At 73.3% G+C, this 24230-nt stretch carries 23 protein-coding genes; 8 read left to right on the forward strand and 15 right to left on the reverse strand.

The window, feature by feature from the left end; translation table 11 throughout:
- Positions 1-25: 25 nt before the first annotated feature.
- Positions 26-1336, forward strand: a complete 1311-nt coding sequence (locus tag ETU37_RS23790) for a lytic murein transglycosylase (RefSeq protein ID WP_129985319.1) — start codon at positions 26-28, stop codon at positions 1334-1336.
- 9 nt (positions 1337-1345) lie between these two features.
- On the opposite strand, the gene hemB is transcribed toward ETU37_RS23790, so the two are convergent.
- From hemB to ETU37_RS02705, 7 genes are all read right to left on the reverse strand, one after another.
- The gene (gene hemB, locus ETU37_RS02675) at positions 1346-2335 is read right to left on the reverse strand and encodes a porphobilinogen synthase (protein ID WP_129985320.1); all 990 of its coding nucleotides are present in this window, start codon (positions 2333-2335) and stop codon (positions 1346-1348) included.
- Between the two features lie 10 nt (positions 2336-2345).
- Complete coding sequence (cobA, locus tag ETU37_RS02680; RefSeq protein ID WP_240755501.1) at positions 2346-3911, reverse strand: uroporphyrinogen-III C-methyltransferase; 1566 nt, start codon at positions 3909-3911, stop codon at positions 2346-2348.
- Positions 3912-4108: 197 nt separating this feature from the next.
- Positions 4109-5047 carry a hydroxymethylbilane synthase gene (hemC, locus tag ETU37_RS02685; protein ID WP_129985321.1) on the reverse strand — a complete coding sequence of 313 codons (939 nt, stop codon included), beginning with the start codon at positions 5045-5047 and terminating at the stop codon, positions 4109-4111.
- A complete protein-coding gene (locus tag ETU37_RS02690; RefSeq protein ID WP_129985322.1) occupies positions 5044-6378 on the reverse strand; it encodes a glutamyl-tRNA reductase in 1335 nt (444 codons plus the stop codon). The genes hemC and ETU37_RS02690 overlap by 4 nt, the downstream gene beginning before the upstream one ends.
- Positions 6378-7154: a redox-sensing transcriptional repressor Rex gene (locus ETU37_RS02695; protein WP_129985323.1), complete on the reverse strand. Its 777-nt coding sequence runs from the start codon at positions 7152-7154 to the stop codon at positions 6378-6380. Before ETU37_RS02695 ends, ETU37_RS02690 begins: the two co-directional genes overlap by 1 nt.
- Positions 7155-7356: 202 nt before the next feature.
- Positions 7357-7599, reverse strand: a complete 243-nt coding sequence (locus ETU37_RS02700) for a glutaredoxin family protein (protein ID WP_129985324.1) — start codon at positions 7597-7599, stop codon at positions 7357-7359.
- Entirely contained in the window at positions 7596-9194 is a 1599-nt protein-coding gene (locus ETU37_RS02705) for a class I adenylate-forming enzyme family protein (protein WP_129985325.1), read from the reverse strand. The genes ETU37_RS02700 and ETU37_RS02705 overlap by 4 nt, the downstream gene beginning before the upstream one ends.
- Positions 9195-9269: 75 nt before the next feature.
- Here ETU37_RS02705 and ETU37_RS02710 point away from each other — a divergent pair, with 75 nt between their 5' ends.
- The 3 genes from ETU37_RS02710 to ETU37_RS02720 all read left to right on the forward strand — a co-directional run bounded on the left by ETU37_RS02710 (position 9270) and on the right by ETU37_RS02720 (position 12494).
- Positions 9270-10178 (forward strand): HAD family hydrolase, encoded by a 909-nt coding sequence (locus tag ETU37_RS02710; protein WP_129985326.1) that lies wholly within the window; start codon positions 9270-9272, stop codon positions 10176-10178.
- 212 nt (positions 10179-10390) lie between these two features.
- Positions 10391-11185, forward strand: a complete 795-nt coding sequence (locus ETU37_RS02715) for a sigma-70 family RNA polymerase sigma factor (protein WP_129985327.1) — start codon at positions 10391-10393, stop codon at positions 11183-11185.
- A 97-nt stretch (positions 11186-11282) separates the two neighbouring features.
- A complete protein-coding gene (locus ETU37_RS02720; protein ID WP_129985328.1) occupies positions 11283-12494 on the forward strand; it encodes a DUF5667 domain-containing protein in 1212 nt (403 codons plus the stop codon).
- Between the two features lie 32 nt (positions 12495-12526).
- On the opposite strand, the gene ETU37_RS02725 is transcribed toward ETU37_RS02720, so the two are convergent.
- From ETU37_RS02725 to ETU37_RS02735, 3 genes are read right to left on the reverse strand one after another with little or no spacing between them, the layout of a single operon-like run.
- Positions 12527-13729 (reverse strand): 1-acyl-sn-glycerol-3-phosphate acyltransferase, encoded by a 1203-nt coding sequence (locus ETU37_RS02725; RefSeq protein WP_129985329.1) that lies wholly within the window; start codon positions 13727-13729, stop codon positions 12527-12529.
- Positions 13722-14741 (reverse strand): NAD-dependent epimerase/dehydratase family protein, encoded by a 1020-nt coding sequence (locus ETU37_RS02730; RefSeq protein WP_129985330.1) that lies wholly within the window; start codon positions 14739-14741, stop codon positions 13722-13724. The genes ETU37_RS02725 and ETU37_RS02730 overlap by 8 nt, the downstream gene beginning before the upstream one ends.
- A gap of 21 nt (positions 14742-14762) precedes the next feature.
- A complete protein-coding gene (locus ETU37_RS02735; RefSeq protein ID WP_013161846.1) occupies positions 14763-14864 on the reverse strand; it encodes a 30S ribosomal protein bS22 in 102 nt (33 codons plus the stop codon).
- Between the two features lie 347 nt (positions 14865-15211).
- On the opposite strand from ETU37_RS02735, the gene ETU37_RS02740 reads away from it, so the two are divergent.
- Positions 15212-15700: a CAP domain-containing protein gene (locus ETU37_RS02740; protein WP_165372373.1), complete on the forward strand. Its 489-nt coding sequence runs from the start codon at positions 15212-15214 to the stop codon at positions 15698-15700.
- Positions 15701-15912: 212 nt separating this feature from the next.
- On the opposite strand, the gene ETU37_RS02745 is transcribed toward ETU37_RS02740, so the two are convergent.
- The 3 genes from ETU37_RS02745 to ETU37_RS02755 all read right to left on the reverse strand — a co-directional run bounded on the left by ETU37_RS02745 (position 15913) and on the right by ETU37_RS02755 (position 18162).
- Positions 15913-16122 (reverse strand): helix-turn-helix domain-containing protein, encoded by a 210-nt coding sequence (locus tag ETU37_RS02745; protein WP_129985359.1) that lies wholly within the window; start codon positions 16120-16122, stop codon positions 15913-15915.
- Positions 16123-16322: 200 nt separating this feature from the next.
- Positions 16323-17501, reverse strand: a complete 1179-nt coding sequence (locus ETU37_RS02750; RefSeq protein WP_129985332.1) for an acetoin utilization protein AcuC — start codon at positions 17499-17501, stop codon at positions 16323-16325.
- A gap of 22 nt (positions 17502-17523) precedes the next feature.
- Positions 17524-18162 carry a LysE family translocator gene (locus ETU37_RS02755; protein WP_129985333.1) on the reverse strand — a complete coding sequence of 213 codons (639 nt, stop codon included), beginning with the start codon at positions 18160-18162 and terminating at the stop codon, positions 17524-17526.
- 214 nt (positions 18163-18376) lie between these two features.
- On the opposite strand from ETU37_RS02755, the gene trpS reads away from it, so the two are divergent.
- Positions 18377-19378, forward strand: a complete 1002-nt coding sequence (gene trpS / locus ETU37_RS02760) for a tryptophan--tRNA ligase (protein ID WP_129985334.1) — start codon at positions 18377-18379, stop codon at positions 19376-19378.
- 12 nt (positions 19379-19390) lie between these two features.
- Here trpS and proC read toward each other — a convergent pair whose 3' ends face one another.
- Together proC and ETU37_RS02770 are read right to left on the reverse strand one after the other, a co-directional pair.
- On the reverse strand, positions 19391-20194 hold the full coding sequence (gene proC, locus ETU37_RS02765; protein ID WP_129985335.1) for a pyrroline-5-carboxylate reductase: 804 nt from the start codon (positions 20192-20194) through the stop codon (positions 19391-19393).
- A gap of 27 nt (positions 20195-20221) precedes the next feature.
- Positions 20222-21151 carry a proline dehydrogenase family protein gene (locus tag ETU37_RS02770; RefSeq protein ID WP_129985336.1) on the reverse strand — a complete coding sequence of 310 codons (930 nt, stop codon included), beginning with the start codon at positions 21149-21151 and terminating at the stop codon, positions 20222-20224.
- Positions 21152-21266: 115 nt separating this feature from the next.
- Here ETU37_RS02770 and ETU37_RS02775 point away from each other — a divergent pair, with 115 nt between their 5' ends.
- Both ETU37_RS02775 and adh read left to right on the forward strand, forming a co-directional pair.
- Positions 21267-22562, forward strand: a complete 1296-nt coding sequence (locus ETU37_RS02775) for a sigma-54-dependent transcriptional regulator family protein (protein ID WP_129985337.1) — start codon at positions 21267-21269, stop codon at positions 22560-22562.
- A 96-nt stretch (positions 22563-22658) separates the two neighbouring features.
- Positions 22659-24182 carry an aldehyde dehydrogenase gene (gene adh, locus ETU37_RS02780; RefSeq protein ID WP_129985338.1) on the forward strand — a complete coding sequence of 508 codons (1524 nt, stop codon included), beginning with the start codon at positions 22659-22661 and terminating at the stop codon, positions 24180-24182.
- Positions 24183-24230 lie beyond the last annotated feature (48 nt).

The following is a 24230-nucleotide window of genomic DNA, read 5'->3' on the forward strand; positions in this document are numbered from 1 at the left end:
CGATTCTCAGGGCTCGAAGGGCTTGATGACGTGGCAGCGCGCGACCGCGCTGGTCCCGCTCGCCCTGCTGTCCGCCGGCTGGACCGCGAGTCTCACCGTGCCGTCCACGGCGTCCGCCGCGGCCGACGGGGCGAGGCTCCCTGACGGGACCGCGCTCCCCAGCGACCCGATCGAGGCCCCGGCCAGCGTCACCCGGCCCGGCGTCATCGCCCCGGGCGTGCCGAAGGGCGCCGCTGCCGCGGTCGTCGCGGGCGCGTCCGCCAACGGCATCCCCGCCGCGGCCCTCGCCGCCTACCAGCGCGCCGCCCAGGTGATCGACACCGCCGACAAGGGCTGCCGGGTCGACTGGACCCTGCTCGCGGCGATCGGCCGGGTCGAGTCCGACCACGGCCGCTACGGCAACAACACCCTGACCGACAAGGGCGTCAGCAGGCCCGGCATCTACGGCATCCCGCTCGACGGCAGCAGCGGCACGAGCCGGATCGGCGACACCGACGCCGGCGAGCTCGACGACGACCCGGTCTTCGACCGCGCCGTGGGTCCGATGCAGTTCATCCCCTCGACCTGGTCGGTCGTGGGCGTCGACGGCGACGGCGACGGCGTGCGCAACCCCCAGGACATCGACGACGCCGCGCTGGCCACGGCCGTCTACCTGTGCTCCGGCGACGAGGACCTCTCCACGGCCGCGGGGCAGCAGGCCGCGGTCTACCGCTACAACCACAGCCAGCAGTACGTCGACCTCGTCCTCTCGATCATGCGCGCCTACGCCGACGGCGACTTCTCGTCGGTGCCCAACGGCAGCGCCGCGCCCGCCGTCTTCTCGCCCAAGGACGCCGGCGCGCCGGGCCAGGGCGCCCAGGGCCCGCGCGGCGGCAAGGGCGGCAACGGCGGTGGCGGCAGCACCGGTGGCAACGGTGGCGGAGGCGGCAACGGCGGTGGTGGCGGTGGCGCCGGCACCCCGACCCCCACGACGGCCCCGGCCCCGGCCCCGGCCCCGGCCGGCGGTGGTGGCGGTGGTGGCGGCACCGGCGACGGTGGCGGCACGGGTGGCGGCGGCGGTGGCCTGCCGACCGCGGCACCCACCCCGACCCCGGCACCGCCTCCCCCGGCCCAGCCGGCCGTCGAGACGCTCGAGACCCTGGCCGAGGCGACGACGTTCTGCGCCAACCAGCTCGCCGGGATCACCAGCGACTCCACGGTGATCAACGCCTGCGCCCAGCGCGTGGTCGGCAAGACCAACGAGGAAGCCGCGGCGCTGATCCCCGACACGCTCGCCGCCGTGCTCAGCTGGCTCGGTCTGCCTGGCCTGGGCGGTGGCGGCGGCCTGCTCGGCTGATCCGGACGGTCAGCGGCGCAGCAACCGGGCGGCCTCGGACGCCCAGTAGGTCAGCACCACGTCGGCGCCCGCCCGCCGGATGGACGTGAGCGTCTCGAGGATGGCCGGCTCGCGGTCGATCCAGCCGTTGGCCGCGGCGGCCTCGACCATGGCGTACTCGCCGGAGATGTTGTACGCCGCCACCGGCACGTCGACCGCCTCGCGCACGGCGCGCAGCACATCGAGATAGGCCAGGGCCGGCTTCACCATCACCAGGTCGGCGCCCTCGGCGACGTCGAGCAGCGCCTCCCGGACGCCCTCGACGACGTTGCGGCCGTCCTGCTGGTAGGTGCGCCGGTCGCCCTGCAGCGAGGAGGCGACGGCCTCGCGGAACGGGCCGTAGAACGCGGAGGCGTACTTCGTGGAGTAGGCCAGGATCGCGACGTCCTGCCGCGACGCCCCGTCGAGCGCCGCGCGGACCACGCCGACCTGGCCGTCCATCATCCCGCTGGGAGCGACGACGTGGACACCGGCCGCCGCCTGTGCGAGCGCCATCTCGGCGTACAGCTCGAGGGTGGCGTCGTTGTCGACCTCGCCCGACGGCGTCAGCACGCCGCAGTGGCCGTGGTCGGTGAACTCGTCGAGGCACAGGTCGGCCATCACCGGCAGCGCGTCGCCGACCTCGGCGACCACGTCGGCGATCGCCACGTTGAGGATGCCGTCGGGGTCGATGCCGCCGCTGCCGCGGGCGTCCTTCTCCTCGGGGATGCCGAACAGCATGATCCCGCCGAGCCCGAGGTCGGCCGCCTCGGCGGCGGCCTTCCGCAGGGTGTCCCGCGTGTGCTGGACGACGCCCGGCATGCTGACGATCGCGGCCGGCTCGGCGAGGCCCTCACGGACGAACGCCGGCAGCACGAGCTGCCGCGGCTCCAGGGTGGTCTCCGCGACGAGGTCGCGCAGCGCCCTGGTGCGCCGGAGCCGACGCAGCCGCGTGGTCGGGAAGCCGGGCTCGGTCGTCATCGCGGCCGGCTCAGGTGGCCTTGCGGCGCGCCGACGGGCGGCGCTCCGACGGCTTGGTCACCGGCTGGCCGGCCTCGATCAGCGACGCCCGGCGGGCGGCGCCGAAGTCGGCCAGCGCGTCGACCAGGACCTCCACCGACGGCTCGGACGCGAGCACGTCGACCCGGAGGCCGTGCTCCTCGGCCGTCTTGGCAGTGGCCGGGCCGATCACGGCGATGACCGTCGAGGCGTGCGGCTTGCCGGCGATGCCGACCAGGTTGCGCACGGTGGAGGACGACGTGAACACGACCGCGTCGAACTTGCCGGTCTTGATCGCCTCGCGGGTCGGCGCCGGCGGCGGCGTCGCGCGCACGGTGCGGTAGGCGGTGACGTCGTCGACCTCCCAGCCGAGCTCGAGCAGGCCGGCGACGAGCGTCTCGGTGGCGATGTCGGCGCGCGGCAGGAAGACCCGGTTGATCGGGTCGAGCAGGTCGTCGTACGGCGGCCAGTCCTCGAGCAGGCCGCGGGCGGACTGCTCTCCGGACGGCACGAGGTCGGCGCGGAGGCCCCAGGCCTCGATGGCCGCGGCGGTCTTGTCACCGACGGCGGCGATCTTGAGGCCGGAGAAGGCACGGGCGTCGAGGCCGTACTCGTCGAACTTCTCGCGCACCGCCCTCACCGCGTTGACCGAGGTGAACGCGATCCACTCGTAGCGGCCCTCGACGAGACCGCGGATCGCCTTGTCCATCTGCTGCGGGTTGCGCGGCGGCTCGACCGAGATCGTGGGGACCTCCTCGGGCACCGCGCCGAAGCCGCGCAGCCGCGCGGACAGCGAGCCGGCCTGCTCCTTGGTGCGCGGCACCAGCACGCGCCAGCCGAACAGCGGCTTGGTCTCGAACCACGACAGCGTGGTGCGCAGGTCGACGACGTCGCCGACGACCGTGACGGCCGGCGGGGCCATCCGGGCGGCGCGCGCGTCGGCGGCGATCCGGTCGAGCGTGGAGACGACCGTCTCCTGCTCGGTGGTGGTGCCGACCCGGGTCATCGCGACCGGGGTCTCGGGGGCGCGACCGGCCTCGATGAGGGCCTTCGCCACGTCGCTGATCGCGGAGACGGCGGAGAGCAGCACCAGGGTGCGGTCGTCGGCGTAGGCGGCCCAGTCGATCTTGGCCTCGGAGCAGTTGACGACCGCGACCTCGCGGTGCTTCTTGTCGGTCAGCGGCACGCCGGCGTACGCCGGGACGGCGGTGACGGAGCTGACGCCCGGCACGATCTCGAACGCGACGCCCGCCTTGACGCAGGCCTGCGCCTCCTCGGGACCGGACGCGTAGACGAAGGGGTCGCCGGCCATCAGGCGCACGACCCGGCGGCCGGACTTGGCCTGCTTGACCACGACCTTGGCGCGGCCGGCGTGGGTCAGCGGCTGGCCATCGGTGCCGAAGCCGCCGTCGACGACCTCCGCCTCCGGGGCGAGCCGGGCGACGAGCGCGGCGTGCTCGGGGGCCTCGGTGACGACGATCTCGGCCTCGCGGAGCAGGTCGGCGGCGCGCACCGTGAGCAGCTCCGGGTCGCCCGGGCCGCTGCCGACGAAGGACACGAACCCGGCCGGCGCGGAGGGGGCAGCCGGGGTCGGCTCCGGGGGGGCCGCCTTCGTGCGCGCCTTGGCGGGCGTGCGGGTGGGGGTCTTGGTCGCCGTCTTGGTCACCGTCTTGGTCACAGCCTTCTTGCTCTTCTGGTTGAGGGGCGCGGTCCGCCGCGTACCCGTCGTCGCCTGCGTGGTCTTCTTCGGAGTCGTCACGACACCTTCTCCTCGATGAGCGAGCCCGCTCCGTCGGCCAACATCTCCTTCGCGAGCCGGTGCCCGACCTCGCTCGCATCCCCCGGTGTACCCGTCGCCGAGCGGCGCACCGACAGGCCGCCGTCCGGTGACAGCGCCACGGCCCGCAGCCACAGCTCGTCGCCGTCGTCTCCCTCGGCCACCTCGGCCAGCGCCCCGACCGGGGCGGAGCAGCCGGCCTCCAGGTCGGCGAGCACCGTCCGCTCGGCCGTCACGGCCGCCCGGGTGCGCGGGTCGTCGAGGGCGGCGCGCACCTTCTCGACCAGGTCCGCGTCGGTGGCCCGGCACTCGACCGCGAGCGCACCCTGGCCGGGGGCCGGGAGCATCTGGAGCGGGTCGAGCACCTCGGTGACCTCGTCGAGCCGACCGAGCCGGGCGATCCCGGCCCGGGCCAGCACGACCGCGTCGAGCTCACCGTCGGTCACCTTGCGGATCCGGGTGTCCACGTTGCCACGGATCCCCTCGACGACGAAACCGAGACCGAGCGCGTGCAGCTGCGAGGCGCGGCGGGGCGAGCCGGTCCCCAGGCGCGAGCCCGTGGGGAGCTCGCCGAGGGTCAGCCCGTCGCGGGCGATCACCACGTCGCGCGGGTCCTCGCGGGTAGGTACGGCGGCCAGCGCGATCCCGTCGTGCGGCGCGGTCGGCAGGTCCTTGAGGGAGTGCACGGCCACGTCGACCTCGCCGCGCAGCAGCGCCTCGCGCAGCGCGCTGACGAAGACGCCGACCCCGCCGAACGACGCCAGCGGCGCGCTGGACGTGTCGCCCTCGGTGCTCACGTCGACGAGCACCACCTCGCGGCCGAGCGCGGCCGCCAGCGCGTCGGCGACGTGGCCGGACTGGGTGCGGGCGAGCCGGGAGGCCCGGGTGCCCACCCGGATGACAGAGGGAGCGGTCACGACGACTCCTCCCGTCGGGTCGGGTCGAGCCTCGGCTCCTCGGTGACCACGGGTCGGGTCACGGCCTCGACGGCATCGGGGTCGAGGGCGAACAGCTCGGCGAGGGCGGTGGCGTAGGACACGGCTCCGGCCTCGTCGGCGAGCTCCTTGACCCGCACGGTGGGCTGGTGGAGCAGCTTGTCGGCGACGCGGCGCACGGCGTGCTCGACCTCGGCACGCACCACCGGGTCGAGCCCGGGCAGCCGGCTGGCGAGCCGGGCCATCTCCGCCTCGACGACGCCGGTGGCCATGGTGCGCAGGGCGACCACGGTCGGCGTCACCGCGGAGGACCGGCGGGCGGCGACGAAGGCGGTGACCTCCTCGGCCACGACGGCCCGGACCGCGTCCACGTCGTCGGAGATCGCGCCTTCCTGGAGCTCGGCGGCGAGCCGGGTCAGGTCGATGAGCGCGACGCCCGGCAGGTCGGCGACGGTCGGGTCGACGTCGTGCGGGAGGGCGAGGTCGATGATCGCGAGCGGCCCGCCGGCGTCGGCGCGGGCGGCGGCGACCGTGGCGAGCGGGAGGACGACGCCGGTCGCGCCGGTGCACGAGACGAGCACGTCGGCGGCCGCGAGCTCGGCCTCGACCTCGGCGAGGGGGACCGCGCGCCCGTCGTACTGCTCCGCCAGGCGTACGGCGTGGGCGTGGGTGCGGCTGGCGACGACCACCTGGCCGGCGCCGGCGCGGGTCACGGTCGCGACGGCCAGCCCGGCCATCGCACCCGCGCCGACGACGAGCACGCGCTTGCCGTCGAGCGGGCCGACGTGCGCGGTGGCGCGGTCGAGCGACACGGACACGAGCGACGGCGCCGCGCGGTCGATGTCGGTCTCCGCGTGCACGCGCTTGCCGACGCGCAGCGCCTGCTGGAAGAGGGTGTTGAGGGCCGGCCCGATCGTGCCGCCCTCCTGGCCGATGCGCAGCGCCTCGCGGGTCTGGCCGAGGATCTGGCCCTCGCCGACGACCATGGAGTCGAGGCCGGCGGCGACCTGGAAGAGGTGCGACACCGCGCCGTCGTCGTAGTGGACGTAGAGGTGCGGGACGACGTCCTCGGGGCGCTCGTCGGCGAGGTCGCAGAGCATCCGCGACACCGCCTCGACGCTGCCGTGGAAGCGGTCGACCTCGGCGTAGATCTCGACCCGGTTGCAGGTCGAGATGACCGTCGCCTCGGTGACGTGCTCTGACGCGGCGACGTCGTGCACGAGCTTGCCGGCGCCCTCCCTGTCGAGGGCGAGGCGCTCGAGCACGGAGACGGGCGCGGTGCGGTGGGAGACGCCCACGACGAGGACGCTCATCAGCCCACCGCCTTGGCGGTCGTGGTCTTCCCCGGCATCGCGGGGGTGGTGTCGGGCAGGCCCGGGTCGATCCGGTCGAGGAGGCCGGCCTTGCGCTGCTCGTGGTAGGCGAGGATCTGCAGCTCGATCGACAGGTCGACCTTGCGCACGTCGACACCCTCGGGCACCGCCAGGACGGTCGGCGCGAAGTTCAGGATGCTGGTGATGCCGGCGGCGACGAGCCGGTCGCAGACCGCCTGCGCGGCGGGGGCCGGGGTGGCGATCACGCCGATCGCGACGCCGTGCTCGGCGACGAGCTCCTCGATCCGGTCGAACGCCAGGATCGGCAGGTCGCCGACGACCTCGCCCTGGCGTCCGGGGTCCGCGTCGAGCAGCGCCGCGATCCTGAAGCCGCGCGAGCTGAACCCGCTGTAATTGGCGAGCGCGTGGCCGAGGTTTCCGATGCCGACGATAACGACCGGCCAGTCCTGGGTCACGCCGATCTCGCGGGCGATCTGGTAGCGGAGGTACTCCACGTCGTAGCCGACGCCGCGGGTGCCGTAGGAGCCGAGGTACGACAGGTCCTTGCGCAGCTTGGCGCTGTTGACCCCCGCCGCGGTGGCGAGCTCCTCGCTCGAGCAGGTGGCGATGCCGCGGTCGGACAGCGTCACCAGCGCCCGCAGGTAGACCGGCAGCCGGGCGACCGTGGCCTCGGGGATCCCGCGCTCGCTCTTGTCGGCGGTCGGCCGGGACGCCCCGTCGTGGGGGGCTCCGAACCGCTTGCCGCGAGAGGTCACGCGTCTCCTCCTGGCCGTCTTCACGATGTCGTCGGCAGGTCGTCGGAACCGCCGGGCGGAACCGCTCCGGGGGGACGACCAGGGCTCACTGTAGGAGTTTGTGAACGTGGGAACAAACCGAGCGGTAACGACCGCCCGCCGCTGTGACCTGCCCCACGGGAAACGGCGGGCCAACTGTGTGGTATGCGGACCAGACCAGCCGTCAGGAAGCGGTCAGCGCGCTCCGCAGCCGGGCCTCGTCGACCCGCCAGTAGTCGTGCTGCTTCCCATCGACGAGCGTCACCGGGATCTCCTCGCCGTACCTCGTCATCAGGTCGGGCGAGCCGGTGATGTCGACCTCGTCGAAGGACTCCCCGAGGTCGGCGCAGACCGCCTCGATCACCGCGCGGGCGTCGTCGCAGAGGTGGCAGCCCGGCTTGGAGTAGAGGGTGACGCGGGCGGTCATGCCGGCCCCTCGAGGAGGTTGGCGTTGCGACGCAGGGCGGAACGCAGCCGACCCTTGGCGACCTTGCCGGTGACGGTGTGCGGCAGCTCGTCGACGACGTGCACCCGGGTCGGCCGCTTGAACCGGGCGAGCCGGGTGGCGCAGTGCTCGCGCACCCGGTCGGCCAGCTCGGCATCGGAGAGCGACGAACCAGGGGTACGGCGGACGTAGGCGACGACCGTCTCGCCGGTCTGCTCGTCGGCGGCACCGATCACCGCGGCCTCCGCCACCTCGTCGAGCTCGACCACGACCTCCTCGACCTCGACCGGGTAGACGTTGAAGCCGGAGACGATGACGAGCTCCTTGAGCCGGTCGACCAGGAACAGGTCGCCGTCGGGGTCGAGGATGCCGACGTCGCCCGTGGCGTACCAGCCCTCCGCACCCGGCCCGTCGGCCCCGTCGGGCCAGTAGCCGCTGAACAGGTTGGCGCCGCGGACCTGGATCTCGCCGGGATCGCCCTGCTCGGGCGCGCGTCCATGCTCGTCGACGAGCCGCAGCTCGACACCGGGCAGGGCGCCGCCGACCGAGCCGGGCTTGGGCGTCTGGCTGCGCAGCGTCGAGGTGACGACCGGGGCCGCCTCAGTGAGGCCGTAGCCCTGGTGCACGGGGATCCCGGTCAGCTCGGTGAACCGGGCGACGAGCTCGGGCGACAGCGGCGCGGAGCCGGACAGCACGAGCCGGACGGCCGCCAGCCGCTCGCGCAGGTCGGGGACCGGCAGCCAGTGCGCGAACACCGGCGGCGCCACCGGCACGACCGAGACCGCCTCGTCCTCGATCAGGGCCAGCGACCCCTCGACGTCGAAGCCGTCGACCAGCACGAGCCGCGCGGTCTGGTGCAGCACCTGCCCGAGCACGGCGTTGAGGCCGTAGACGTGGAACAACGGCAGCACGCCCAGCACCACGTCGTCGCCGTGGATCATCGGCGGCTCGACGGCGGCCGCCTGCTCGATGTTGGCCGTCAGAGCGCGGTGGGTGAGCATCGCGGCGCGGGGACGGCCCGACGTACCGCTGGTGTAGAGGAGGACGGCCAGCGCCTCGGGGTCGGCCACCTCGGGCAGGGCGGCGGCGGGCGCCTTCAGCAGGTCGGCGTACGACGTCTCGCCCGGCAGCGTCGGCGCGCCCGTCACGACCACACGGGGCACGAACGCCCGGCTGCGCAGCTCCTCGTCGGCGCCGACCAGCGCGTCCTCGAGCCCAGCGACGGCCTGCCGCACCGTGGTGACGGTGTCGGCGTCGGCCAGCACGAGCCGGGCGCCGCAGTCGGCGACCACCCGGACCATCTCCCCGGTGGCGGAGCGCGGGTTCACCGGGACCGCGACCAGCCGGGCCCGCAGCGTGCCGAGGTAGGCGGCGACGAGCTCGACCCGGTTGCCCATCGCGATGACGACGCGGTAGCCGGCGACGAGCCCGAGCGCGTTGAGGCCGTGGGCGACGGCGTCGACCTCGGCGTCGAGCTCGGCCCAGGTGACCCGTCGGCCGCCGGCCTCGACGAGCGCGGTGCGGTCGGGCGAGGCCTCGGCGGCGCGCCGCAGCAGGTCCGGCAGCAGGGCGGTCACGACCCGGAGTCTGGCACAGGCGCCCTCCCGCCTGGCTCTCGCCAAGTGCCCGGACGACGGCACTAGGGTGGCTCCGTGAGCGCCGACCGCAGGAGTGGACGCCGTACGTCCCGGGCCGACCGACCGCCCCTCGACCTGCGCAGCCGCTCCGTGCTGGCCGGCGAGGCGTCGGCCGCGGCGGCCGAGGTCGAGACCTCGCTGCTCACCCCGCCCGACCCGACGGCGGCGGCGTTCTTCGACGTCGACAACACCGTCATGCAGGGCGCGTCGATCTTCCACCTGGCGCGCGGGCTGTACCGGCGCAGGTTCTTCACCACCCGCGACATCCTCGGCGCGGCTTGGAAGCAGGCGTACTTCCGGCTGGTCGGCGTCGAGGACCCCGAGCACGTCGCGGAGGCCCGGGCGTCGGCGCTCGCCTTCATCCAGGGCCACGAGGTCGCCGAGCTCGAGGCGCTGGGGGAGGAGATCTTCGACGAGGCGATGGCGCACCGGATCTGGCCCGGCACCCGCGCCCTCGCCCAGCTGCACCTCGACCAGGGCCAGCGCGTCTGGCTGGTCACCGCCGCCCCGATCGAGATCGCGACGATCATCGCGCGACGGCTGGGCCTGACCGGCGCGCTCGGCACGGTCTCGGAGCACGAGGACGGCGTCTACACCGGCCGGCTCGTCGGCGACATGCTGCACGGCCCGGCGAAGGCCGAGGCGGTCAAGGCGCTCGCGGAGCGGGAGGGGCTCGACCTCAGCCGTTGCTCGGCGTACTCCGACTCCTCCAACGACCTGCCGATGCTGAGCCTGGTCGGCGACCCGTGCGCGATCAACCCGGACGCCAAGCTGCGCGACCACGCCAAGGCGCACGGCTGGCGGATCCGCGACTACCGCACCGGCCGCAAGGCCGCCCGCGCCGGGCTCCTGGTGGCCGGCCTGGCCGGCGCCGCGACCGGGTCCGCCGCGGCGGCCGTCGCGATCCGGCGCCGGGTGCGCTGACCGGTCAGCGAACGGTCTGCACCGGCCCGCCCCCGAGGTTTCACGATCCGGGGCGATTGGGATGATCCTGTGACACGATCCACACCGCTCATATTGCAACTCGTAGTTACTCACCGGTTCACAAACCGGCTCGGGTTACCTACGCTGCCAGGAAGGTCCTGAGGGGGATCACGGAGCCCGGATCGTGTGGTTCGGGGAGGGAGTCCGAAGCAGTGGTGACGCGTGACGCGCAGTACCGGCGTGGCCTGGAGGCCTTGCGCCGGGCGGTGCTGCACGCCCTCGACCCTGCTCCCGCGCTCATCGCGGCCGGTCCCGCCGCCGGCTCTGCTCCGTCGTACTCCTGGCTGCTGAGCGAGGCGGTCGGGCTCGACGAGACCCGCGGGGGCCTGTCGGTCGTCCCGGGCGGCAGCGGACCCGGCGACGACGGCCCGGCCGTCTCGTCCGAGGAGGACGAGGCCGAGGCCACCCGCGTGATCGCGCTCGTCGAGCTGGCCCGCGCGGGCGACACCGAGGCGTTCGGGCAGCTCTACGACCACTACCACGTGTCGGTGTACCGGTTCCTCTACTACCGGGTCGGTCAGGTGGCGCTCGCCGAGGACCTGACCTCCGAGACGTTCTTCCGGGCGCTGCGCAGCATGGGCTCGTTCCGCTGGCAGGGCAAGGACTTCGGCGCCTGGCTGATGACCATCGCCCGCAACCTCACCGCCGACCACTTCAAGGCCGGACGCACCCGCCTCGAGACGGCCACCGAGGACATGGGCGCCCACGACGCACCCACCGAGGGCCCCGAGACCTCCGTGCTCGCCTCGCTCACCAACGAGGCCCTCCTGCAGGCGCTCACCCAGCTGCCCACCGAGCAGCAGGACTGCCTGGTGATGCGCTTCCTGCAGGGGCTCTCGATCGCCGAGACCGCCAAGGTGCTCGGCCGCAGCGACGGCGCCGTCAAGCAGCTCCAGCTGCGCGGCGTCCGCAACCTGGCCAAGCTCCTGCCGGAGGGGCTGCGATGAGCCCCCAGGAGAGCCCGGTCACGCCCGTAACTTCCGTGCGGTTCGCCTCGTTGACGCTGGCGACGATGCAGTTCACACAGCCGAACGGAAGAGACCGATGACCGCCCTGTTCAGCGCGCGCCGGCGCGCCGACGAGCTCGCCTCCGCGCTCGACAACCCGCACCGGGACGTCGACGCCGAGCTGCGCGAGCTGGTCGGTGTCGTGGGCACCCTGCGCCGGGCGGTCGACGACGACCCCTTCGCGACGCCGCGCGCCGACTTCGCCGCCGACCTGCGGGCGCGGCTGATGGCCGAGGCCGTCGACGTGCTCGAGCCCGGCTCACCCCTGGTCCTGCCGCCCCGCCCGGTCGGGCGGCGCGAGCGCCGCCTGGTGGCGGCCGCCGCGGCCGTCCTCCTCGTCGGCGGTACGGCGGGCATGGCCGCCGCGTCGTCCGGCGCACTGCCCGGCGACGCCCTGTACCCCGTCAAGCGCGGCATCGAGCGCGCCGAGGCCGGCCTCTCGGTCAGCAAGGCCGGCAAGGGCCGCGACCTGCTGGCCCAGGCCAGCGGCCGCCTCACCGAGGTGCGCGGCCTGCTCGCGGCCGACCGGCTCGGAGGCGAGCCCCGCGTGCCGCTGGCGCTCGACGACTTCGTCGCCCAGTCGCAGCAGGGCGCCGCGCTGCTCATGGACTCGTTCCGCGACGACCGCGACCCCGCCCGCGTCGCCGACGTACGCACCTTCACCGCCGACGCCCTCGACGACCTCGCCGACCTCGCGACCACCGCACCCGCGTCGGTCCAGCCCGACCTGCGCAACGCGGCGCTCGCGCTGCGCGACATCGACGTCCGCGCCGGCCAGCTGTGCGACACCTGCGCCGCCGGCACCCCGACGCTCGACCTCCCGCCGGTCTTCCTGGCCGCCGCCGAGGCCGACCGGGCGCTCGACGGCGTGGACGCCGGCGCGCTCGACAACAGCCACCCTTTCGTGGTGCCGAAGTCGCTCGTGCCCGCCGGCCGGGGTGACGACGGGAAGAAGCCCGCGGCCGGCGACGACGGCGGCGGTGGCACCGGCGACGCCGGCGACACGGGAGTCCCCCTGCCCGGCACGCCGAGCCTCCCCGGTGGCGGCGGCAGTGGCGGCGGCGGTGGTGGCGGCACCGGCGGCGGTGACGTGACCAGCCCCGGCGGCGCGCTGCAGGACACCGTCGACGGCGTCGGCGGCACCCTGGACGACACCGTCGGCTCGATCACCGACGGGCTCACCGGCGTGGTCGAGACGGTCCTGCCCGACCCCACCACCGGCGGTTCCACGGGCGGTCTGCTGCCCTGACGGGCTTACGGGCCTGACGGGCCCGCCGACGGTCAGGCGAAGACCGAGCGACGCTGCATCAGCAGCGTGTACAGCGTCTGCTGGACGGTCTCGCGCACCTGGTCGGTGACGTTGAAGACCAGCATTGGGTCGTCGGCGGCACCCTCGTCGTAGGAGTCGGTGCGGATCGGCTCGCCGAACTCGATCAGCCACTTCGACGGCAGCGGCACCAGGCCCAGCGGGCCGAGCAGCGGGAAGAACGGCGTGATCGGGATGTAGGGCACGCCGAGCAGCCGGGCGAGCGACGGCACGTTGCCGACGAGCGGGTAGATCTCCTCGGCGCCGACCACCGAGCACGGCACGATCGGCACGCCGGTGCGCATCGCGGCCGACACGAATCCGCCGCGGCCGAACCGCTGCAGCCGGTAGCGCTCGGAGTAGGGCTTGCCGATGCCCTTGAACCCCTCGGGCCAGACGCCGACGAGCTCGCCGCCGCGGAGCATCCGCTCGGCGTCCTCGTTGCAGGCGAGCGTGGCGCCGGCCTTGCGCGCGATCTCGCCGACCACCGGCATCTTGAACACCAGGTCGGCACCCAGCGGGCGCAGGTGCCGCCCGGTGCTGTCGTGCACCGACACCATGGTCATCAGGCCGTCCACAGGGATCGTGCCGGAGTGGTTGGAGACGACCAGCGCGCCGCCGTCGGTGGGGATGTTCTCGGCGCCGCGCACCTCGACCCGGAACCACTTCTGGGCGATCGGGCGCAGGGCGGCCAGTAGGAACCGCTCGGTGACCTCGGCGTCGAAGCCGTACTCGTCGACGGCGTAGTCGCCGGTCACCCGTCGCCGCAGGAACGCCAGGAACTCCGCCAGCCGCTGCTCGTAGCGGTCGCCGAACACCTCGGCCGCGGCCGACGTGAACGCCGCCAGCCAGTCGGACACCGGGATGCCGTCGCCCGGCGCGCCGGCTCCGGACTCGCGCACGTCGACGCGCGGAGCGTCCGTGCCGGCGTCCTCGCGCGGCTCCGTCTGCCCGGCTTGCGCTGCCTGCTCCGTCGCCGCCTCGGTGGAGGCCTCGGTCGTGGGCTCGGTCGCCGCGTCGGCGTGCTCGGGCTTCGGGTCGGACGGCGGCTCCGCGGAGGTACGGCGGGCGGCGGACGGGCCGGCCAGGCTGCGCGCGGCGGACGACGGGTTGCGGCTGCCGCTACCGCGCCCGGGCCTCCCGCGCGTGCCCAGCGGGATCACCTCGGCGTCAGCCATGTCCACCACTCCCCACGGTCCCGACGGTACCGGCGACCGGGGTGACCGGTCGCGGCAGCGTGAGCACACCCGGCGTGACCGTGGCGGCGAACTCGGCGAAGGCCGACTCGGACGTGTGCCGCGGCTCGAAGCCGAGCACGCGCCGCATCCGGTCGGTGTCGAGGCCGCGGCCGAAGCACAGGAACTCGGTCAGCTCGCGCGACGGCGCCGGGACGCCCGCCTGCTTGAGCACGCCGCCGAGGGAGCCGAGCGCCATGGTGGGCACCGGCAGGCTCGGCCGGCCGAGGCGGCGTACCGCCTGGGACAGCGTCAGCACGCCGTCCCCCGCGAGGTTGAAGGTGCCGTGCACGCCGCCGACGGTGGCGTGGCCGAGGGCGCTCAGGAAGTCTTCCTCGTCGAGGAACTGCAGCCGGGCGTCGAACCCGAGCGGCGTCGGCACCACCGGCAGCCGGAAGTAGTCGAGCAGCGGCGACCGCTCGCGACGGCCGACCAGGTTGGCCGGGCGCAGCATCGTCACCGACACGTCGGGACGGCGACGGGCGAAGCCGCGGACGTAGCCCTCGACCTCCAGGACGTCCTTGGCGAACCCGCTTCGGGGCATGCGCTTGGCCGCCATGTCCTCGGTGAACATGGCGGGGTCGCGGCTCGACGAGCCGTAGACGGCGGCGGAGGACCGCACCACCAGCCGTTCGAGGCTCGGCGCCTTCTGGCACGCAGCGAGCAGCTGCATCGTGCCGATGACGTTGTGCTCCTTGACGGAGGAGCGGCCGCCGGTGCCGCCGGGGCGGACGCTCAGGTGGACGACGGTGTCGACCTCCTGGCCCGCGATCACCTTGGCGATGACCGGGTTGCGGATGTCGGCGCGCACGAAGGCCACGCTCCCCAGGTCACCCGGGGGCGGGACGACGTCGACGCCGATGACCCGCTCGACGGCGGGGTCGGAGCTGAGGCGGCGCGCGAAGCGGCCACCGAGGTCGGACGAGACCCCGGTGACGAGCACGACGCGCCCCACAGCGACCTGCCTGATCCGGGCCTACTTGCCCTGACGGCGACGCTGGATCCGCGTCTTCTTCAGCAGCTTGCGGTGCTTCTTCTTGGCCATGCGCTTGCGGCGCTTCTTGATGACGGAACCCACGGTCTACCTGTTCTCTCCGGACGACGGACACCGACCGGACGGGCATGGACGCCCCCGGCGCGGAAGGACCAGCCTAACCGCCGGTGCCCGGACGGACGACTCGGGACCGCCCGTTCGGACCGCAGGCGGCAAACCCGAGGCAAAAAGGACGAAATCGGGCCTCAAGTCCGCCGCCCGGCCCACCGATGCTCCCTGTGTCGGCTTCTGTCACCCGCACCCGTGGGAGGACCCGGCGACAGGATGTCATCAATATTCGGTGGCCGCCGCCGGAGTTCTGGGAGGAACGAGGCGGTCACGGTTTCGAGGCCTTGGGAGGGGTCTTGGACATGAACGTTACGAGCATTGTCGTGCGACCCCTGGTCCACGCCGTCGCCGCCGGCCTGGTGGCCCTGATGGCCGTCGCCGGCCTGAGCGTGATGGCCGCCCCGGCCCACGCCAAGGGCGCGAGCAGCCGCGTGATGTCGATGAGCAGCGAGACCTACGAAGCCAAGGTCCAGTACTTCATCAACAAGCGCCGCGCCGAGCACGGCCTGCCGAAGCTGGCCTTCGAGTCGTGCACCGACGGCACCGCCGAGCGGTGGGCGCAGAAGCTGGCCGCCTCGAACGAGTTCTACCACCAGAGCATGGGCAACATCCTCGACCGCTGCCGCGCCTACTACGCGGGCGAGACCCTGGGCAAGGGCGCGATCAGCCCGCACCGCCTGGTCTACCTGTGGATGCACTCCCCGGCCCACCGCCACGTGCTGCTGAGCAAGTACGCCAAGCGGATCGGCGTCGGCGCCTACATGGACGGCAGCGGGTCCTGGGTGACCGCCGCCAACTTCACCAAGTTCTGAGCAGCACCGGCGCCGAACCCCGACGCACCCGACGTCCGGCCTCGACGCACCCGGGGCACTCCCCGGACGTCGAAGAGCCGCCCTCGATCCACGAGGGCGGCTCTTCCTGCGTTCCGGGGCCGGCCCTGCAGCGACGAGCCACAACGACAGCGGAGCCGCCCCCGATCCACAGGGGCGGCTCCGCTGAGTCCTGCTGAGTTGCGCGCGTGGCCTCAGCCGGTCTGGAAGAAGCTCTTCCTGAGGTACTCGTTGACGGCGTCCTCGGGGACGCGGAACGAGCGGCCGACGCGGACGGCGGGCAGCTCGCCCGAGTGGACCAGACGGTAGACCGTCATCTTGGACACGCGCATGACCGTCGCCACCTCGGCGACCGTCAGGAACTTCACCTCCGAGATGTCCCCGGAGGAGGGGGTTGAGGCCATCATGCACCGCTCTCTCGCAGCACATTCCGCCTCCGGCTTCCCCACCGGAGACCATGCGTATGTGCTTCTCGTGAGAATAGAGCCTAGTGTGACGAATGGGGAAGGGGTTGCCCTTTGTCCAGTTTTAACTTTGGACCCCGCGTGTCGCCTGGACCGGCCCTACGGCCGGTCTCTCCGGCCTTACGGCCACGGTCGCCGAATCAGGGCAGCGGATCAAGCCCGTTGAGCGGGAAGACCGCCTCCCGGGCGGCATTGATGGACCGGTCCAGCCAGGTCTCGGGGTCGTAGCCCTGGCTCCAGTCGCGGTACGCCGGGGTGCGGCCGTCGGTCATCCGGAACGGCGCCGTACGGCCGAGGAGGGTCTGCACGTGCGCGCGCCACCCGTCGGGCGTCGGGGTCTGCGGGTCGAGCGGCTCGCCGGCGACGATGGCCAGCAGGTGCGCCCAGGCCCGGGGCACGACGTCGACGACGGCGTACCCGCCCCCGCCGGTCGCCACCCAGCGGCCGTCGCACACCTCGTGGGCCAGCTCGTGCAGCGCCAGGTAGCTGGCCCGCTGCCCGTCGACCGTGAGCATCAGGTGCGCGAGCGGGTCCTCGATGTGGGAGTCGCAGCCGTGCTGGGTGACCAGGACGTCGGGCTTGAACTCCCGCAGCAGCGGCGGCACGAACGCGTGGAAGCCCCGCAGCCAGCCGGCGTCCGACGTGCCGGGCGGCAGCGCCAGGTTGGCCGCCGAGCCCTCCGCGCCCGGGCCGCCGGTGTCCTTGGGGAAGCCGGTGCCGGGGAAGAGCATCTGGCCGGTCTCGTGCAGCGAGATCGTCAGCACGCGCGGGTCGTCGTAGAAGATCGCCTCCACGCCGTCGCCGTGGTGCACGTCGACGTCGACGTAGGCGATCCGCTCGGCGCCCTGGTCGAGCAGCCACTGGATGCCGACCGCCACGTCGTTGTAGACGCAGAAGCCGCTGGCCCGGTCCCTCAGCGCGTGGTGCAGTCCGCCCGAGATGTTGGCGGCGTGGGTGCGCTCGCCGGACCAGACCTGGCGACAGGCCTCGACGGTCGCGCCGACCACGTGCGCGGACGCCTCGTGCATGCCCACGAAGGCCGGGTTGTCGGTCGTGCCGAGACCGAACGTCTCGTCGATGTCGTAGGGGTCGGCCCCCACCCGGCGTACGGCGGCCATGAACTCGGGCGTGTGCACCAGCCCGACGAGCTCGTCGGAGGCCATCGGCGCCGGCACGGTCACGAGGGTCTTGTCGAGCAGCCCGAGCTCCTGCACGAGCCGCATCGTCAGGTCGACGCGGATCGGCGACATCGGGTGGGTCGGGCCGAAGTCGTACTGGGTGAGGCTGGGGTCGAACACCACGCACGCCGCACCGGTCATGTGACGGACACTACCGCCCGTCCTACTGTCCGGAGGCGGCCACTCGGATGCCGAGCCCGACCAGGACGGTGCCGCTCACGGCCTCGATCCGGCGGCGCACCGCCGGGGTGCGGAACCACGCACCCGCGCGGGCGACCCCGGCCGCGAGCGCCAGGTAGAAAAGCGTCTCGATCGCGACCTGCACGAGCGCGAGCCACGCCGTGGTCGCGAACAGCGGGCGGTCGGCCGGCACGAACTGCGGGTAGAAGGCGAGCATGAACACGGCCGCCTTGGGGTTGGCCAGCTGCACGACGACGCCCTCGCCGAACGCCTTCCACCAGCCGGTCCCGTCCGGCTCGTGCGCCGCCGCGGGCGCCGGCCCGGCGCCACGCTCGCGCCAGGCGGTGCGCCAGGCCTTCACGCCGAGCCAGAGCAGCACGCCGGCGCCGACGACCTTCAGCACGAGGTACGCCGCCTCCGACGCGGCCACCAGCGCGGCGAACCCGGCCGCCGCGGCGAGCGCCCAGAGGTACAGGCCGAGCTCGAGCCCGAGCACGGTGCCGGTCGCGCTGCGGAAGCCGCGCAGGGCGCCGCGTCGCAGGATCAGCGCCATCGCCGGACCGGGCGAGGCGGAGATCAGCAGCACGGCCACCACGAAGGTGAGCACCGACGACAGGTCCACGCGACGACGGTCGCACAACGGCCGCTGCCGCGCACCCGGGTTTCGCCGTACACTCGACGCGTGCTGACGACCCGCAACCTCTGGTGGCCCGCCTCCTAGGCGGACCCTCCAGCGCGCTCCCAGCACTGACCACGGCCGCCTTCGGGCGGCCGTTCCGCGTTCCGGCGCGGGTCCCCCTCGAAGGCGAGCACCCACTCACCCCAGGAGGACGACGATGAACGACACCCGGCTCAGCCTGCTCACGCCGAGCGGCCACCTCACCCTCGGCAACTACCTCGGCGCGCTGCGCCCGATGGCGGCGGCGCAGGACGCCGCGACCTGCTTCTACGGCATCTCGGACCTGCACGCGATGACGACCACCCACGACCCGGCGAGGCTGCGCGCGCTCACCGGCGAGTTCCGGACGCTCGTGCTCGCCGCGGGGATCGACCCGGGGCGGGCGACGGTCTTCCAGCAGAGCCGGGTGCCGGCCCACACCGAGCTGGCGTACCTGCTCGAGTGCACGACGTACGTGGGCGAGCTGAACCGGATGATCCAGTTCAAGGAAAAGCGACGGACGGCCGGCGGTGTCATCAGCGGGACCCGGACGTCTCTCTACACGTACCCGGTCCTGATGGCGGCGGACATCCTGCTGTACCGGCCGACACACGTGCCGGTCGGTGACGACCAGCGCCAGCACGTCGAGCTCGCCCGCGACGTGGCGCAGCGGTTCAACCTCGCCTACGGGCCGGTGTTCACCGTCCCGGAGATCACGGTGCCGCCGGTCGGTGCCCGGCTGATGGACCTCGCCGACCCCGCGCGGAAGATGAGCAAGTCGGCCGAGGCGGACGCCGCCGGGGTGGTCCGCCTGCTCGACGACCCGGACCTGGTCCGCCGCAAGATCGCCCGGGCCGTCACCGACTCCGACACCGGTCCCGCGGCGGTGCGGTTCGACCGGACGGCGAAACCAGGCGTCAGCAACCTGCTGGAGCTGGTCGCGGCCTGCACCGGGACGACGGTCGAGGACGCCGCCGAGGGAGTGCCGACCTACGGCGCGCTGAAGAAGGTGGCGACCGACGCAGTGCTGGCGGTGCTGGAGCCGTTGCAGCGGCGGTACGCCGAGCTCGCCGCCGACCCGGGGCAGGTCGAGGAGGTGTTCGAGGCGGGGTCGGCGCGCTGCCGCGAGGTGACGGCGCCGGTGCTGGCGGCAGCGCGCGCCGCCATCGGGTTGAGCTGAGGACGCGCCCTCTCAGTCGAGACCTTCGGCGAGGGCGCGGGAGCGGTCGCGGGCGGCCTCGATCGCGCTGAGGAAGGCCGCGCGCACCTTGTGGTCCTCGAGCTCGCGCACGGCCGCGGCGGTCGTCCCGCCCGGAGACGTGACCCGCTCGCGCAGCACGGTCGGGTGCTCCCCGGTCTCGCGCAGCAGCTTCGCGGAGCCGACCACGGTCTGCAGGACGAGCTCGGACGCGGTGCCGCGGGGCAGGCCGAGGTGGACGCCGGCCTCGATCATCGACTCGACGACGAAGAAGAGGTACGCCGGGCCGGAGCCGCTGATCGCGGTGACGGCGTCCTGCTGCCGCTCGGGCACGCGCAGCACCCGCCCGGTCGAGGCCATCAGGCTCTCGGCCTCCTGCAGGTGCGACTCGTCGCAGTGCGAGCCGCGGGAGATCGCCGCCATCCCCTCGTCGACCAGCGCGGGCGTGTTGGGCATGACGCGGACGACCGCGACGCCCTCGGGCAGCCGCGACTCGATGAACGACGTGGTGATGCCCGCCGCCAGCGACACGACGAGCTGTCCGGGCCGCAGGTGCGGCGCGATCTCGGTGAGCACGTCGTGCATGTCCTGCGGCTTGACGACGAGCGCGACGGTGTCGGCCTTGTCGGCCGCCTCGACGTTGCTCACCACGGTGACGCCGTACCGCTCGGTGAGCTCGATCGCGCGCTCGCGCCGCTTCTCGCCGACGAGGAGGTCGTCGACGCGCCGGCCCGCGCGGAGGAGCCCGGAGAGCAGGGTCTCCCCCATCACGCCGGCTCCGATGATCGCGACGGTCATGGGGAGACCCCCTGTGCTGTCTGGTGGTTACTTCTTGGACACGAGCGAGTGCAGGAAGAATGTCAGGTTGCTCGGACGCTCGGCGAGACGTCTCATGAGGTAGCCGTACCACTCCTGGCCGTAGGGCAGGTAGACGCGCATCTTCTCGCCGGCCTCGGCCAGGCGGCGCTGCTCGTCGGGGCGGATGCCGTAGAGCATCTGGTACTCGTAGCTGCCCTGCGCGCGGCCGTTGCGGGTGGCGAGCGCGCCGGCGATGTCGATCATCCGCGGGTCGTGCGACGCGATCATCGGGTAGCCCTGGCCGGCCATCAGGACCTTCAGCGCCCGGACGTAGGCCTTGTCGACCTCGTGCTTGTCCTGGAACGCCACGGACTCGGGCTCGTTGTAGGCGCCCTTGCACAGCCGCACCCGCGAGCCTTCGTAGGCGAGGTCGCGGCAGTCCGCCTCGGTGCGGTGCAGGTAGGCCTGCAGCACGGCACCGGTCTCGGGGAAGTCCTTGCGCAGCTCGCGCAGGATGCCGAGCGTGGAGTCGGTGGTGGTGTGGTCCTCCATGTCGAGGGTCACCGTCGTGCCGGCGTTGCGCGCGGCCTGGCAGATGCTGCGGGCGTTGTCGAGCGCGACCTTCTCACCCTGGTCGGGGAGCGCCTGCCCCACGGCCGACAGCTTCACCGACACCTCGGCGTTGCGGGAGAGGCCGTTCTCGGTCAGCGAGCGGAGCAGGTCGAGGTACGCCGCCACGGTGGCGTCGGCCTGCTCGCGGTCGAAGGTGTCCTCGCCGAGGAAGTCGAGCGTGACGTGGAGACCGGACTCGATGAGCTCACGCGTGGCGTCGACCGCGGACTCGGTGGACTCACCGGGCACGTAGCGGTGGACGATGCCGCTGGACACGGGCATCGCGGTGACGGCCTTCTTGACCTTGTCGCTGCGCGCGAGCATCAGCAGGGGCTGACGAAGCAACTTCGGTTCCTCCCGGAGGTGGCGTCGACCGGCGCCGTTGCCGATCGTTCGTCAGGGTACGCGCCCGTCCGTTCGGAGAGTTCCGGGGGCGACGGCGGCTCCGTACGGTGACCGGGTGACCCCGTCGTCGGAGCAGTGGAGCGCGCCCTCCGGCCTGCTCGAGCGCGCCCGGCAGCTCCACGCCGCGCACGACGAGTTCCTGGCGACCGGGCGCACCACGTCCGGCGTACGACCGCTGGTGGAGCAGTCCTGGCGGCGCGCGCTGGAGGGCGGTCACGACCCCGAGGCCGGCAGCGCGCCCGTGCCGCTCGTGGACGACGCGCTGCGCCGGCACCGCGACGCCCACCCGCTCGCGCCGATGATGCCGGTGATCCGGCGGCTGCTCGTCGAGGACGCGACCGACACCGGGCTGCTCGTCGGGGTCAGCGACGCGGCGGGGCACCTGCTGTGGGTCGAGGGCCAGCAGCGGCTGCGGTCGGCGGCCGAGTCGATCCACTTCGTGGAGGGCTCGCTGTGGTCGGAGTCGGCGGCCGGGACCAACGCCCCCGGTACGTCGCTCGCGCTCGACCAGCCGGTGCAGATCTTCGCCGCCGAGCACCTGTCCCGGCAGGTCACGGGCTGGAGCTGCACGGCCGCGCCGATCCACGACCCCGACACCGGCGCGGTCCTCGGTGCCCTCGACGTGACCGGTGGCGACGACGTCGCCGCGCCCCGCACGCTGTCGATCGTCCGGGCGACCGTCGCCGCCGTGGAGAGCCAGCTGCGCGTGCACCGCCTGATGACACCGGCCGGCGCCGTCCTCGCCACCGGCCACGACACCGCCGTGCCGACCCTGCGGGTGCTCGGCGGCGGCGCCGGCGTGCTGGAGACGCCGCGCGGACCGGTCCGGCTGAGCCTGCGGCACACCGAGCTGCTGCTCCTGCTTGCCGCCCACCCGCACGGCCTGACCGGCGAGCAGCTCGCCGTCGCCCTCGACGAGCACGACCTGGCGCCGGTCACCGTCCGCGCCGAGATGTCCCGGCTGCGCGGCGTGCTCGACCCGCTCCGGCTTTTGGCCCGGCCGTACCGCCTCGACGCCCCGCTGCGCACCGACGCCGACCACGTGAAGGAGCTGCTCACCCGCGGCATGGTCGGTTCGGCCGTGGCGGCGTACCGGGGGCCCCTCCTCCCCGCCTCCGACTCGCCCGGCGTCGCCCGGCTCCGCGACGGGCTGCACGAGGACCTGCGCGCCGCGGTGCTGGGCAGCCGCGACCCCGACGCGCTGCTGCGTTTCGGCGACACCGAGCACGGCCGCGACGACTGGCACGTCTGGCAGGCGGCGGCCGGCCTCGTCGACCCGATGTCGTCGCGCTGGCCGGGCGTCCAGGCACACCTGGACGCGCTGGAGCGGGAGCTGGGCCGCCCGCACTGAGCCCGCGGCCGGCGCAACGTTGCTGCAACGTGGCTGTGCCTACCGTCACACCCGACCCGAGCAGAGCGCCGGGACGTGAGTGAGTTGGAGTGACCCATGGCCGTCTACGCCCAGCCCGGACACGAGGGAAGTCCGGTCACCTACAAGCCCCGCTACGAGAACTGGATCGGTGGCGAGTGGACGCCGCCGGTCAAGGGCCAGTACTTCGAGAACGTGTCGCCGGTGAACGGCAAGGTCTTCTGCGAGGTGGCCCGCTCGACCGCCGAGGACATCGAGCTGGCCCTCGACGCCGCGCACGCGGCCGCCCCGGCCTGGGGCAAGACCTCGGTCGCCGAGCGCGCCAACATCCTGAACAAGATCGCGGACCGCATCGAGCAGAACCTCGAGCTGCTGGCCGTCGGCGAGACCTGGGACAACGGCAAGCCCGTCCGCGAGACCCTGGCCGCCGACCTGCCGCTGGCCGTCGACCACTTCCGCTACTTCGCCGGCGCCGTCCGCGCGCAGGAGGGCCACCTCTCGCAGATCGACGACGACACCGTCGCCTACCACTTCCACGAGCCGCTCGGCGTGGTCGGCCAGATCATCCCCTGGAACTTCCCGCTGCTGATGGCCGTGTGGAAGCTCGCGCCCGCGCTGGCCGCCGGCAACGCAGTGGTGATCAAGCCCGCCGAGCAGACCCCGGCGTCGATCATGCTGCTCGTCGAGCTTGTCGCGGACCTGCTGCCCCCGGGCGTGCTCAACGTGGTCAACGGCTTCGGCGTCGAGGCGGGCAAGCCGCTCGCGTCGTCCAACCGGATCCGCAAGATCGCCTTCACCGGCGAGACCACGACCGGCCGGCTGATCATGCAGTACGCCAGCCAGAACCTCATCCCCGTCACGCTCGAGCTGGGCGGCAAGAGCCCGAACATCTTCTTCGACGACGTGATGGCCAAGGACGACGCGTTCCAGGACAAGGCGCTGGAGGGCTTCGCGCTGTTCGCACTCAACCAGGGCGAGGTGTGCACCTGCCCGAGCCGCGCGCTGATCCAGAACGGCATCTACGAGCCGTTCCTGTCCGCCGCGACCGAGCGCACCAAGAAGATCGTGCAGGGCAACCCGCTCGACACCGACACGATGATCGGCGCGCAGGCCAGCAACGACCAGCTCGAGAAGATCCTCAGCTACATCCAGATCGGCGTGGAGGAGGGCGCCCGCGTCATCACCGGCGGCGAGCGCGTGGACCTCGGCGGCGACCTCTCGGGCGGCTACTACGTCGCCCCGACGATCTTCGAGGGCGACAACAAGATGCGGATCTTCCAGGAGGAGATCTTCGGCCCGGTCGTCGCCGTGACGTCGTTCAGCGACTACGACGACGCGATCAGGACGGCCAACGACACGCTCTACGGCCTCGGCGCCGGCGTGTGGTCGCGCGACACCAACACGGCGTACCGCGCGGGCCGCGACATCCAGGCCGGCCGGGTCTGGACGAACTGCTACCACGCCTACCCGGCGCACGCGGCGTTCGGCGGCTACAAGTCGTCCGGCATCGGCCGCGAGAACCACGCCATGATGCTCGACCACTACCAGCAGACGAAGAACCTGCTGGTGTCGTACTCGCCCGACGCCCTCGGCTTCTTCTGACGGGTACGACGGTGCAACGAGTCGCATTCACCGAGGCGGCCGCCGTGG

Origin of the sequence: Nocardioides iriomotensis (assembly GCF_004168035.1) — a bacterium.
GTDB classification, from domain to species: domain Bacteria; phylum Actinomycetota; class Actinomycetes; order Propionibacteriales; family Nocardioidaceae; genus Nocardioides_B; species Nocardioides_B iriomotensis.